This window comes from Pseudomonas sp. Irchel 3H3 (assembly GCF_900187635.1).
Classification (GTDB): domain Bacteria; phylum Pseudomonadota; class Gammaproteobacteria; order Pseudomonadales; family Pseudomonadaceae; genus Aquipseudomonas.
Map to the genome: position 1 here is coordinate 25,160 of NZ_FYEC01000023.1, position 12,556 is coordinate 37,715.

13 protein-coding genes are annotated in these 12,556 nt (G+C 61.1%); 10 read left to right on the forward strand and 3 right to left on the reverse strand.

The window, feature by feature from the left end:
• Positions 1-70: 70 nt before the first annotated feature.
• The 5 genes from pcaH (at position 71) to pcaC (ending at position 4,632) form a co-directional block, all read left to right on the forward strand.
• Positions 71-790, forward strand: coding sequence for a protocatechuate 3,4-dioxygenase subunit beta (pcaH, locus tag CKW24_RS21160; protein ID WP_095170115.1), 720 nt, complete (start codon positions 71-73; stop codon positions 788-790).
• A 12-nt stretch (positions 791-802) separates the two neighbouring features.
• Positions 803-1,405, forward strand: a complete 603-nt coding sequence (gene pcaG / locus CKW24_RS21165; protein ID WP_095170116.1) for a protocatechuate 3,4-dioxygenase subunit alpha — start codon at positions 803-805, stop codon at positions 1,403-1,405.
• A gap of 65 nt (positions 1,406-1,470) precedes the next feature.
• Positions 1,471-2,820, forward strand: a complete 1,350-nt coding sequence (locus CKW24_RS21170; protein WP_095170117.1) for an MFS transporter — start codon at positions 1,471-1,473, stop codon at positions 2,818-2,820.
• Between the two features lie 37 nt (positions 2,821-2,857).
• The gene (locus tag CKW24_RS21175; protein WP_095170118.1) at positions 2,858-4,219 is read left to right on the forward strand and encodes a 3-carboxy-cis,cis-muconate cycloisomerase; all 1,362 of its coding nucleotides are present in this window, start codon (positions 2,858-2,860) and stop codon (positions 4,217-4,219) included.
• A gap of 23 nt (positions 4,220-4,242) precedes the next feature.
• Entirely contained in the window at positions 4,243-4,632 is a 390-nt protein-coding gene (pcaC, locus tag CKW24_RS21180; RefSeq protein WP_095170119.1) for a 4-carboxymuconolactone decarboxylase, read from the forward strand.
• A 49-nt stretch (positions 4,633-4,681) separates the two neighbouring features.
• Here the strand turns inward: pcaC and CKW24_RS21185 are convergent, their stop codons facing one another.
• The 3 genes from CKW24_RS21185 to CKW24_RS21195 form a co-directional block, all read right to left on the reverse strand.
• Positions 4,682-5,422 carry an SDR family NAD(P)-dependent oxidoreductase gene (locus CKW24_RS21185; RefSeq protein WP_095170120.1) on the reverse strand — a complete coding sequence of 247 codons (741 nt, stop codon included), beginning with the start codon at positions 5,420-5,422 and terminating at the stop codon, positions 4,682-4,684.
• A gap of 29 nt (positions 5,423-5,451) precedes the next feature.
• On the reverse strand, positions 5,452-6,282 hold the full coding sequence (locus tag CKW24_RS21190; RefSeq protein ID WP_095170121.1) for a shikimate dehydrogenase: 831 nt from the start codon (positions 6,280-6,282) through the stop codon (positions 5,452-5,454).
• A gap of 266 nt (positions 6,283-6,548) precedes the next feature.
• Positions 6,549-7,262 (reverse strand): FadR/GntR family transcriptional regulator, encoded by a 714-nt coding sequence (locus tag CKW24_RS21195; RefSeq protein WP_095170122.1) that lies wholly within the window; start codon positions 7,260-7,262, stop codon positions 6,549-6,551.
• A gap of 284 nt (positions 7,263-7,546) precedes the next feature.
• On the opposite strand from CKW24_RS21195, the gene CKW24_RS21200 reads away from it, so the two are divergent.
• Genes CKW24_RS21200 through CKW24_RS21220 form a run of 5 tightly spaced genes read left to right on the forward strand, consistent with a single transcriptional unit; the run spans position 7,547 to position 12,541 of the window.
• A complete protein-coding gene (locus tag CKW24_RS21200; RefSeq protein WP_095170123.1) occupies positions 7,547-8,788 on the forward strand; it encodes a branched-chain amino acid ABC transporter substrate-binding protein in 1,242 nt (413 codons plus the stop codon).
• 59 nt (positions 8,789-8,847) lie between these two features.
• Entirely contained in the window at positions 8,848-9,789 is a 942-nt protein-coding gene (locus tag CKW24_RS21205; protein ID WP_095170124.1) for a branched-chain amino acid ABC transporter permease, read from the forward strand.
• 3 nt (positions 9,790-9,792) lie between these two features.
• Positions 9,793-11,070 (forward strand): branched-chain amino acid ABC transporter permease, encoded by a 1,278-nt coding sequence (locus tag CKW24_RS21210; RefSeq protein WP_095170125.1) that lies wholly within the window; start codon positions 9,793-9,795, stop codon positions 11,068-11,070.
• A complete protein-coding gene (locus tag CKW24_RS21215) occupies positions 11,067-11,822 on the forward strand; it encodes an ABC transporter ATP-binding protein (RefSeq protein ID WP_095170126.1) in 756 nt (251 codons plus the stop codon). The genes CKW24_RS21210 and CKW24_RS21215 overlap by 4 nt, the downstream gene beginning before the upstream one ends.
• Positions 11,819-12,541: an ABC transporter ATP-binding protein gene (locus CKW24_RS21220; protein WP_095170127.1), complete on the forward strand. Its 723-nt coding sequence runs from the start codon at positions 11,819-11,821 to the stop codon at positions 12,539-12,541. Before CKW24_RS21215 ends, CKW24_RS21220 begins: the two co-directional genes overlap by 4 nt.
• Positions 12,542-12,556 lie beyond the last annotated feature (15 nt).

The following is a 12,556-nucleotide window of genomic DNA, read 5'->3' on the forward strand; positions in this document are numbered from 1 at the left end:
CTTGCCAGGAGAGACTGGGCGACAGGCTGTTGCCTATCAGCCGTTACCCATAACAATCAAGGAGACTGATATGTCTGATGCGGACAATGCCCGCTTCGTCATTCGTGACCGCAATTGGCATCCCAAGGCCCTGACCCCGGATTACAAAACCTCGATCTTGCGTTCCCCCCGGCAGGCCCTGGTCAGCATTCCTCAGTCTCTCTCGGAAACCACCGGGCCGGACTTTTCCCACCTGAAGATGGGCCAGCACGATAACGATCTGCTGCTCAACTTCAACCACGGTGGGCTTCCCGTCGGCGAGCGCATCATCGTCGCCGGGCGGGTCTGTGACCAATACGGCAAGCCGATCCCCCATACCCTGGTCGAGATGTGGCAAGCCAATGCCGGTGGTCGCTACCGGCACAAGAAAGACAGCTATCTGGCAGCCATCGACCCCAATTTTGGTGGCGTTGGCCGGGCCTTGACCGACCGCGACGGCAACTACAGTTTCCGCACGGTCAAACCTGGCCCGTACCCATGGCGCAACGGACCCAATGACTGGCGGCCTGCGCATATTCACTTCTCGATCAGTGGCCCGTCCATTGCGACCCGCTTGATCACTCAGCTGTATTTTGAAGGCGACCCGCTGATCCCCATGTGCCCGATCGTCAAGTCGATCGCCAATCCGGATGCGGTGCAGAGCTTGATCGCCAAGCTCGACATGAGCATGGCCAATCCGATGGACTGCCTGGCTTATCGCTTTGATATCGTTTTGCGCGGTCAACGCCAGACCCATTTCGAAAACTGCTGAGGAGGCTCGCGCATGCCCGTTCAACTTTTACCTGAAACCCCTTCGCAAACGGCTGGCCCTTACGTGCATATCGGCCTGGCGCTGGAGGCGGCTGGCAATCCACCCCGCGAGCAGGAAATCTGGAACGAGATGGCCAAACCCGGAGCCCCGGGCGAGCATATTCTGCTGCTGGGCAATGTCTATGACGGCAATGGCCACCTGATCCGTGACTCGTTCCTGGAGTTTTGGCAGGCCAACCACGAGGGTGTGTACGAGGTCGAGTACAACCTTGAAAACCCCTTCAATAGTTTTGGCCGGACCGCCACCACGGATGTCGGCGAGTGGCGGTTGCATACGATCAAGCCGGGCGTCGTTCGCAACGCAGCCGGTGTGCCCATGGCGGCGCATATCAATGTGGCGTTGTTTGCCCGTGGCATCAACATTCACCTGCAGACCCGCCTGTACTTCGACGATGAGGTCGAGGCCAATTCCCTCGATCCGGTACTTAACCTGATCGAGCAGCCGCAACGTCGGGAAAGCTTGATCGCCAAGCGTTGCACCGTTGACGGCAAGCTGGCCTACCGCTTTGACATTCGTGTCCAAGGTGAGGCGGAAACAGTGTTCTTCGACTTCTAGGGTTGCAAGCCTGCGTGCGCTGTACCGGTTTTCCAAGCGTCTAATAAAAATAAAGGAAATTTTGCATGACTGTCTCCGTACCTGCGCCGGTGGCCGGCACGCTCGATGTCGAGGCGTTGATCAACACCAAGGCACTCTCCACCTACCAATGGCGGATCGTCTTGCTGTGCTTTCTGATCGTGTTCCTGGATGGTCTGGACACGGCCGCCATGGGCTTTATCGCACCGGCGCTGAGCCAGGACTGGGGCATCGATCGCGCCAGCCTGGGGCCGGTGATGAGTGCGGCATTGATTGGCATGGTCTTCGGCGCCCTGGGTTCCGGGCCACTGGCGGACCGTTTCGGGCGCAAAGTGGTGCTGGTGGTCTCGGTGTTTCTGTTCGGCTTGTTCAGCTTGCTCTCGGCCTACAGCAACAACGTCGAGCAGTTGCTGGCTTTGCGTCTGCTGACCGGCCTGGGGTTGGGCGCAGCGATGCCCAACGCCACCACGTTGCTGTCCGAATACACCCCGGATCGACTCAAGTCACTGCTGGTGACCAGCATGTTCTGCGGTTTCAACCTGGGAATGGCGTGTGGCGGATTCGTCTCGGCGAAGATGATTCCGTTGCTGGGCTGGCACAGCCTGTTGATGCTCGGCGGGATCTTGCCATTGGTGTTGTCCGTGGTGCTGTTGCTCTGGCTACCGGAGTCGGCGCGCTTTCTGGTGGTGCGTAATCAAAGCGTAAAGCGGATTCGCCAGGTTCTGGCACCGATCGCCCCGCAGGAGGTCGCCTCGGCGGCGGGCTTCAGCGTGCCGGAGCAGGGCGTGGTGCAAAGCCGCAATGTGCTGAAAGTGATTTTCTCCGGTACTTACAGCGTCGGCACCTTGTTGCTCTGGCTCACCTACTTCATGGGGTTGGTGATCGTTTACCTGTTGACCAGTTGGCTGCCAACCCTGATGCGTGACAGCGGCGCGAGCATGGAGCAGTCGGCGTTCATCGGTGCATTGTTCCAGTTCGGTGGCGTGCTCAGTGCAGTGGGTGTGGGCTGGGCGATGGACAAGTTCAATCCGCACAAGGTCATCGGCATCACCTACCTGTTGGCTGGCGTCTTTGTCTGGCTGGTCGGGCAGAGCCTGGGCAATGTCACCTTGCTTGCGACCCTGGTGCTGTTGGCGGGTATGTGCATCAACGGCGCACAATCGGCGATGCCATCGCTGGCGGCGCGTTTTTATCCGACCCAGGGGCGCGCCACGGGTGTGTCGTGGATGCTCGGCATTGGCCGTTTTGGGGCAATCCTCGGTGCTTGGACTGGGGCGACATTACTGGGGCTGGGGTGGAACTTCGAGCAGGTGCTGAGCGCCTTGGTGGTGCCCGCGGCATTGGCCACCGTTGCGGTCGTGATCAAGGGGCTGGTGAGCCATGCGGACGCCACCTGAGATGACCTGACTGATTTCTGAATTCTGGAGTAATGGCGTGAACAGACCCACCAATCAACTCTTCGATAGCTATTTCACACAGTCGGCCATGCGCGAGATTTTTTCCGACCGGGGCCGGGTGCAGGGCATGCTGGATTTCGAAGCCGCCCTGGCCTGCGCCGAAGCCGGCATCAAGCTCATTCCCCCCGAAGTGGTGGCGGATATCGTCGCGGCCTGTCGCGCCGAACGCTACGATTTCGATGCGTTGGCCATTGCCATTGGCAGCGCGGGCAACTCGGCGATTCCCTTGGTCAAGGCGCTGGGCAAGGAGGTGGCTGGGCAAAATCCGGCGGCTGAACGTTACGTACACCTGGGCGCGACCAGCCAGGACGCGATGGACAGCGGCCTGGTGTTGCAATTGCGTGCAGCCATCGAGTTGTTGGAAGGCGATATGGCGCAACTGGCCGATGTGCTTGCGCAGCAGGCGCTGCGTTATGCGGGCACGCCGATGGTCGGACGTACGTGGTTGCAACAGGCAACGCCGGTGACCCTCGGTATGAAGATCGCTGGCTGGCTGGGCGCCATCACCCGTCATCGCCAACGCCTGGTTGAAATCAAGCCGCGTTTGCTCTGCCTGCAGTTTGGCGGTGCCTCCGGCAGCTTGGCGGCGCTAGGTGATCAAGCCTTTGTTGTGGCGCAAGCCCTGGCCACTGAACTGAAATTGAACCTGCCCGAGCAGCCCTGGCACACCCAGCGTGATCGCCTGGTGGAATTTGCCAGCCTGCTGGGAATGATCGCCGGCAGTCTGGGCAAGGTCGGCCGGGATCTGAGCCTGCTGATGCAGACCGAAGTGGGGGAAGTGTTCGAACCCACTGCGCCGGGCAAGGGTGGTTCTTCGACCATGCCGCACAAGCGCAATCCGGTTGGCGCAGCGGTGATGATCGGTGCGGCGACCCGTGCGCCGGGACTGGTGTCGACCATGTTTGCCGCCATGCCACAAGAACATGAACGTAGCCTCGGGCTCTGGCATGCCGAATGGGAAACCTTGCCGCAATTGTGCTGCCTGGTATCCGGCTCATTGCAACAGGCGTTGCAGGTGGTTCCCTGGCTGGAAGTCGATGCCGAGCGCATGCTGCACAACTTGCAGCTGAGCCAGGGGCTGGTGCTGGCAGAGGCCGTCAGTATCGCTCTTGCCCAGCGCATCGGTCGCGATGCTGCCCACCACCTGATAGAGCAATGCTGTCGCCGCGCCGTAGAGCACGGCGTGCATTTACGTGAAGTACTCGACAGCGAACCGCAAGTCAGCGCGCAGCTGTCCGCGGATGAACTGGAGCGGCTGCTCGACCCCTCCCATTACCTGGGGCAAGCGCAGTGCTGGGTCGAGCGCGCGGTTGCCGATCATCAGGCTTTTACCCTTTGAACGCTTGGCAAGAGGATTGTGAAATGGACGAAAAGCAACGTTACGAAGCCGGCATGCAAGTGCGCCGCGAGGTGCTGGGCGATGCCCATGTTGATCGCAGCCTGGAACAGCTGACGCCCTTCAATGCGCAGTTCCAGGAAATGATCACTCGACATGCCTGGGGCGACATCTGGACCCGTCCCGGCCTGCCGCGCCATACCCGCAGCCTGATCACCATTGCCATGCTGATCGGGATGAATCGCGAAGGTGAGTTACGCCTGCATCTACGTGCGGCGAAGAACAATGGCGTGACCCGTGATGAGATCAAGGAAGTCTTGATGCAGAGTGCTATCTACTGTGGCATTCCTGCTGCCAATGCGAGCTTCCATCTGGCCGAGTCCATCTGGGACGAAGTGGGCGTGGAGTCGCTGTGAAACTCCAGGCTTACTGACTGGCAGTAAACCTGGACTATTACGGTCTACCTCATCCCGCAATATACAACCCGCCATTCACATGCAGCACCTCACCCGTCATGAAGCTTGACCCGTTGCTGCACAAAAATGCGATCACCGAGGCGATCTCGCTGGGTTGACCCAGGCGTCTGAGCGGGGTCTGTTCTACCGAGTCGCTGCCGCGGTTAGCGATCAGGTCCTGGGTCATTGGGGTTTCGATGATGCCGGGGGATACGGCGTTGACCCGGGTCTCCGGGCCCAGCTCGCGGGCCAGGGCACGGGTCAGGCTCAGCAGGCCGCCCTTGGAAGTGCCGTAGTGGGCGTTGGAAAACGCGCCACGGTGTGCGGCCACGGAGGTCAGGTTGACGATTGCGCTGTTGCTGCGCAGTGCCGGGATCGCCCGGCGGCACAGGTAAAATACGCCGTCGAGGTTGATGCCCAGGGTCTGGCGCCATTGCTCATCGGTCATTTCTCGAATCGGCTGCGACTGGTACAGGCCGGCCGATGGCACCAGGAAGTCGATGCCGGCGAAGCGTTCGACGGCCAGTTGCACGGCCTTGCTCGAGTCGTCAGGGTCGGCGGCATTCATCCGCAGGGTGACGACGCGCTCGCCGCTGGGGTCAAGTTGCTGGGCGAATGCCGCGAGGCCGTCGCCGTCCAGGTCGGTGAGAACCATCGAGGCGCCGTATTGATAGAACAGTTTCGCCACTTCACGGCCAATGCCACCGTTGGCGCCTGTCAGCAGGAGGACGCGGTTGTTGAAGTCGTACATGGTCGGGGTCTCCGGAAGAATGCCAGGGCTCATGGGCCGAGAATGCGGGCCAGGTGTTCATGTTGCAGGTCAACACCGAGAAAGCGGCAGATCTGCACTATCTGGCCGTAAATCATGTGTTGCCCGTGGTGCACGCGGCAGCCGCGCTCGCGTGCCGCTGCCAGCAGGGCGGTATCGCCGGTGCGCATCACGGCTTCGCAGACCAGGGCATCGGCTCGTAGGGTGGCGGGATCCAGGGGCAGGGCGTCGTCGTCCTTGAGGCCCAGAGCGGTCGCGTTGATGATCACGTCGAAGTTCTGCGCATTGCCGTCGCTGCTGCTCAGGTCGACCTGGGGGAACTGCGCTCTGAGGCGTTCGAGCAAGGCTTCGGCACGTGCCGGGGAGCGGTTGTAAATTGCCAGTCGGGCCGGTTGTTGTTGGGCAATCGCCCAGGCAATCGATTTGCCGGCACCGCCGGCGCCCACCAGCAGCACCCGCTTGCCTTCCAGTCGGTGACCCTGCTGATGCAGCCCGGCGAGCATGCCCTCGCCATCGAAGTTGCCGCCGATCAGGCGACCGCTCTCGGAGTCGATCCGTACGACATTGACCGAGCCGACCTGGCGCGCGGTGTCGGTCAATTCGTCGCAGTACTCAACGATGCTTTCCTTGTACGGGATGGTCACGACCAGGCCGCGCAGATTGGCGATGCCGGATACCCCGAGCAGCACTTTTTGCAAATTCGTGCCACGTACATGCAGGGGCACGCAGGCCAGGTCCAGGCCCTGGTTGGCGGCGCTGTGGTTGATCACTTGCGGGGTTTTTACGTGGGCGATCGGATCGGCAACGATGCCGATCAGTTGTGTCTGGCCACTGATGTGCATGGGAAATCTCAACGGTAGGGTTGGGGACGGGCGCTGGCGTCGCTTTCAAGCGGGGCAGGGCCGAAAAAGGCATCAAGCGCAAACAGCAATGGAGGAGGCTGGGCAGGTGCAGCGGGTCTGTTGGAAGGCAGATGGGCCAGTGAAGCCAGTCCTTGCAACAGCGCTCTGATGGGAGTCATGAGTATTAACCTGTCTGACATATTTTATTGTTGTCTGACAGGATGGTAGAAGGCTTGGCTTTTCGGTGTCAAGGTGCTGCAGGGGGATCAGGCCTGCAGGTACATGTTCATGCGCTTGGCGGCATTGCGCAGATGACGCTCGGCAGCTTCACCGGCCAGCACTGGATCGCGCGCCTGGATGGCCTGGAAGATGGCCTGGTGTTCGTCCTGCACGTCCTGGATCAGCTCATTGTAGATTTCCGCGGTGTTGCTGCGGGCCTCGCGAATCAGCCTGCGGACACTGTGGTCGAGGTACTCGTTGAGCGACTTGAAATGCGGGTTGTGCGTGGCCGCGACAATCGCCTGGTGGAACGCATAGTCCTCTTCGTCGCCGAGTTGGTCGTTGACCATGGCGTATTCCATGCCGACCAGGGCCTGGCGGATCTTTTTCAAGTCTTCGGGGGTATGACGCAAGGCCGCCAGGCGCGTGGCGCCGACTTCAATGGTGATCAGGAATTCGAGGATGTGCAGCAGTGCGTCTTCTTCACCGAGCGAGACCTCTTTCAAGCGAAACGCATGGCGCTCGCCGCGCTTGGCGACGAAGGCGCCCTTGCCCTGCTGGGTAGTGATCAACTCCTCGAACTTGAGTTGCGACAAGGCCTCACGCACCACCGCTCGGCTGACCGAAAACTGTTCGCACAGTTGCCGTTCGCTGGGCAGTTGATCACCGGTAGCCAGTCGTCCGGACTGGATTTCGCCACTGAGCCAGTGAACGATCTCCATGGGCAGGGGCTGGTAGGGGGGCACGTTGTCGCTTTTCATTGTTCAGTCCTCTGCCGAGAGGCAGCACGGGTACAGGTATCGAAGTGATGAGCTGCGATAGTGAAGGATTGAGTTGTGGTCTTACAAGTGTTTGAAAAAAATAATCTCGGGTTAGGCCGGCTGTTTTCAAGGCCTTCAAGTAAATCGATAAAAAATAAATGGGTAATTTTTGGCTTGGGTGCTTTGACTTCGGGGCATGGTTGACGTAGTTTTCGCCAACTGGTCAGACAAGCTGTGGCTAATGTTCTACCAGACTGTAAATAACAATAAAAAACGAGGTTTCCATGCACACCAAGACCACGCTGCGTCTGCTCACCCTCGGCACGACCCTGTTCGCCGGTATCGCCTGCGCCGATCCTCTGAAAGTGGCGTTGGTGGAGACCCTGTCGGGGCCGTCGGCTGCCACTGGGCAAATGTTCCGCGCTGCCACGCGTTTTCAGATCGAACGCTTGAATGCCGAAGGTGGCTGGAACGGCGAACCGATCCAGCTCCTGGAGTTCGACAGCCAGGGTACCCCGGCGGGCGCTTCCGAGAAACTCAAGGCCGCCATTGGCAGTGGCGCCCAAATGATCGTTCAAGGTGCCTCGTCGGTGGCCGCCGGGCAGATCACTGAAGACGTGCGCAAATACAACCTGCGTAACAAGGGCAAGGAAGTGGTGTTCCTCAACGTCGGCGGAGAAGCGCTCGAGCTGACCGGCAGCAAATGCCACTTCTATCACTTCCGCTTCAACGGCAATGCGCCGATCCGGGTCAAGACCCTGGTCGCGGCGATGAAAGAGGCGGGCACCCTGGGCAGCAAAGTCTATTCCATGAACCAGAACTACAGCTGGGGCCTGGACATGGAGCAAGCCATCACTGAAAACGCCGCGGCTGGCGGTTATCAGTTGGTGGGCAAGAGCCTGCACGACACCCAGAAAGTCCAGGATTTCTCTCCCTACATCGCTCGCATCCAGGCCTCTGGCGCTGAAACCGTGCTGACGGGCAACTGGGGCAACGACCTGTTGCTGCTGATGAAAGCCAGTCGCGCCGCTGGCCTGAAACTACGCTTCGGCACCGCCTTTCTCGATCAGCCGGGCAACCTGGCCAACGCCGGCGACGTCGCGCTGGGCCACTATGTTTCCCATCCCTTCAACATCGAGGCCGCGGGCGAAGCGGGCAAGACCTTTGCCAGCGAGTACCAGGCCAAGACCGGTCACCTGCCTGCCTATATCGAACCGCAAACCGTATTCGCCTTGCAGATGGTCGGCAACGTGCTGAAAAAACTGCCGGCCGAAGACGGGCGTCTCAATACCCGCAGCTTCGCCCTGGCCCTGGAAAAAGCCAGCGACAGCAATCCGCTGGGTGATGTGCGCATGCGCGCCGAGGATCACCAACTGCTGATGCCGTTCGTGGTGTCGGTGGTGTCGAAGGAGGCTCCCTACAAAGTGGACGGCACCGACATGGGCTTTGTGCCGATCAAGTCGTTCAGCGCCGATCAGGCCGCCGCGCCTGTCCAGGATGCCTGCCGGATGCAACGACCCGAATGACCTGCGTGGCGTGCCAGCTCGGCACGTCTTCCTGTCCATCGCGAGCGCTGGAGTCGCCTATGGAATTCCTCACAGTCTCACTGCTTAACGGCGTGATCTACGGCCTGCTGCTGTTCATGGTCTCGGCCGGCCTGACCTTGATCTTCGGCATGATGGGCGTGCTCAACTTCGCCCATGCCTCCTTTTATATGGTGGGCGCCTACCTGGCCTACACCCTGCAGAAGTTTGTCGGCTTCACTGCTGCGGTGCTGCTCTCGACGGTGCTGGTGGGCCTGCTCGGGGTGATCGTCGAGCGGTTTTTCCTGCGCCGGGTGCACAAGCACGGTCACGCTCACGAGCTGCTGCTGACCTTTGGCCTGACGTTCATCATTGCCGAGCTGATCAAGTTGTTCTACGGCAACTTTTCCGTCGAGTACCGGGTGCCGGAGTTCCTCAACTTTGCTGCCTTCCAGGTATTCAGTACGGACTACCCGTTCTATCGCTTGTTGATGGGGGGAGTGTCGCTGTTGGTGTTTGGCCTGATCTATCTGCTGTTGACCCGCACGCGCGTCGGCATCGTCGTGCGGGCGGCAATCCATCGCCCGCAAATGGCCGAGGCGCTGGGGCACAACGTGCCGCTGGTGTTCATGGCGGTGTTCGGCATTGGCGCGGCGCTGGCCGGCCTGGCCGGAGCACTGGCGGGAGCGTTCTACACCACCAATCCGAACATGGCCCTGGAGCTGGGGGTGATTGTCTTTGTCGTGGTGGTGGTTGGTGGCCTGGGTTCGATGGCCGGGGCAATGATCGCGTCGTTGCTGATCGGGCTGATTTCTTCTTTTGCAGTCGGTGTGGATCTAAGCCTCGCGTCGCTCTTGGGCTTGTTCGGGGCGGGCGACTGGGCGCTGCAGATGGGCGGGCTGATGACCCTCAAGGTGTCCAGCGTGGCTGCAACCATTCCGTTTGCGCTGATGCTGCTGATTTTGCTGATCCGGCCGTCCGGGTTGATGGGCGAGAAGGGATAAACCATGAAACTGACGAAAATCCTCCTGGCGGTGTTGCTGCTGGCTTTGCTGGTGCTGCCCGCCATCCTGCCGGCGGCGATGGTCAATGCGGCCATCCAGATGCTCATCGCAGCCTTGTTTGCCTGCGCCTTTAACCTGTTGTGCGGGCAGGGCGGCATGCTCTCTTTTGGCCACGCGGCCTATTTCGGCGTGGGTTCGTTCGCCACGTTGCACGCGATGAACGCGCTCAATGGCGAAGGCCTGCTGCCAACGCCGTTGCTGCCGTTGATCGGGGCCATGGGCGGCTTTGTCTGTGGCCTGTGCGCCGGCTGGTTCGCGACGAAGCGGGCCGGGGTGTATTTCTCCATGATCACCCTGGCACTGGCCGAGTTGCTGCATTCCCTGGCCCCGCACCTGAGTACGCTGTTCGGCGGCGAGGCCGGTATTTCGTCGATGCGCACGGCGGCCTGGGGACTGGATTTCGCTGATGCCAGCCAGGTGTACTACCTGACGCTGGGCTGGGTAGTGCTGTCGATCGCCTTGCTCTACGCCTTCACGCTGACCCCTATGGGACGCTTGACCTTTGCCCTGCGCGAGAACGGCCATCGGTTGCAGTTCCTGGGCTACAACGTGCATCGGCTGCGGGTGTTGGTGTTCGCCTTGTCGGCGATGTTCGCCGGGATTGCCGGGGGCTTGCAGGCACTGAACCTGGAGTCGGCCAACTACGTGCTGTTCGACATGCGGTTTTCTGCCGAGGTGGTACTCAACACCTACATCGGTGGCGTCAACGTGTTCCTCGGCCCGGTACTCGGCGCAGCGTTGATGACCTTCTTTGGCAATGCCGCCTCCGACCTCACGCAATCCTGGTTGCTGTATCAGGGGCTGCTGTTCGTCCTGGTGATGATGTTCATGCCCAGCGGCCTGGCCGGGCTGGTGCTGTGCTGGACGGCGCAGATTCGTCGACGCGGCTGGCTGGCAATGATCCCGGCGGCACTCGCGTCGTTGCTGAGCGCGGGGTTGTTGAGCCTGGCGGTGGTGTTTGCGATCGAGACGTTGCAACGGGTGTTCAGCCAGGACTATCAGGCATTGCTGATGGCGGATCAGGCCTGGCCTGCAATCAGCCTGTTCGGCCGCGAATGGCTGCCGGGTGCGCCGCTGACCTGGAGCATGCCGCTGCTGTTGGGTGGCGTGGGGCTGCTGGTGCTGAAGCTGGCCCGCCGGCAATGGCTGCGCCTGCTGGACGATGAACCGGCGGCCGCGGGCGCCGCCCTCAGCCCTCGGGTCGAAGGAGAACAGCTATGAGCAGTGCGATCCTGCAATTACGCGATGTACACAAGTCGTTCGGCGAGGCCCACATCATTCGTGGTGCGCAGCTTGAGCTGCGCGCCGGCGAACGCCACGCGGTGATCGGGCCCAACGGGGCGGGCAAATCGACCCTGTTCCATTTGATCTCCGGGCAACTGCAGCCCAGCAGCGGACAGATCCTGCTCGGTGATGAGCCGATCCAGGGGTATTCGCCAGAACAGATCAATCATCTGGGCTTGTCGCGCTCGTTCCAGATCACCAACATTTTTCCCGGGCTTTCGGTGTTCGAAAACCTGCGCATCGCGGTGATGCGCAAACACCAGATGCAGTACCACTTCTGGCGTTCGATCCAGCGTTACCCCGAGGTGCGCGCCCAGACCGAGCAACTGCTTGAACAGGTGCGGCTGCAGGATAAGCAGGCGGTGTGCGCGGCCGAACTGTCCTACTCCGAACAGCGCGCCCTGGAGATAGGCATGACCCTGGCCTGTGACCCCCGGGTGATCCTGCTCGACGAGCCGATGGCGGGCATGTCCCATGAAGAAACCGACTACGCCCTGAACCTGATTCGCGAGGTGACCCAGGGGCGTTCACTGCTGATCGTCGAACATGACATGGACGTGGTGTTCTCCCTGTGTGACCGCATCAGCGTGCTGGTCTACGGCGAAGTCATCGCCACTGGTACACCGGACCAGATCCGCGCCAACCGCCGTGTACAGGAAGCCTATCTGGGTGAGGAGCAATGCGCATGAACCCGACCTCGCAAAACCTGCTGTCGATCAGCGACCTGCATGTGCACTACGGCAAGAGCCATGTGTTGCATGGCGTCGACTTGAACATCGCGCACAACGAAGTAGTGAGCCTGCTGGGACGCAATGGCGCCGGGCGTTCGACCACCATGAAAGCGGTCATGGGCCTGGTGCCGCCCAGTGCCGGCAGCATCCAGTTGGCGGGACGGGAACTGACGGGGCTGCGCCCGTACCGGATCAGTCGCGCCGGCATCGGTTTTGTCCCGGAAGAGCGCGAGGTGTTCGCCAATCTGAGCGTTGAGGAAAACCTGCGCATGGGCCAACAGGCGCCTACTGACGGCGCCACGGCGTGGACCGTCGAGCAGATGTTCGACTACTTCCCGCGGCTGCGCGAGCGGCGCAACACGGGCGCCGGCAACCTGTCAGGGGGCGAACAGCAGATGCTCACCCTGTGCCGTTCGCTGCTGGGTTGTCCCAAGGTGCTGCTGATCGATGAACCCACCGAGGGCCTGGCGCCGAAGATTGTCGCGGTGGTTGCCGAGGCCATTCGCGACATTCACCGGCGCGGGGTATCGATCCTGTTGGTGGAGCAGAGGCTGACCATCGCCCTCAAGGTCTCCAGCCGCGTGTGCGTGATGGGCCATGGGCGGATCGTCTTCGAGGGCACGCCCCAGGCACTGACCGCCGACCCGAACCTGATGAAGGAGTGGCTGGCGGTCTGAGGCCGCCACCGCGTT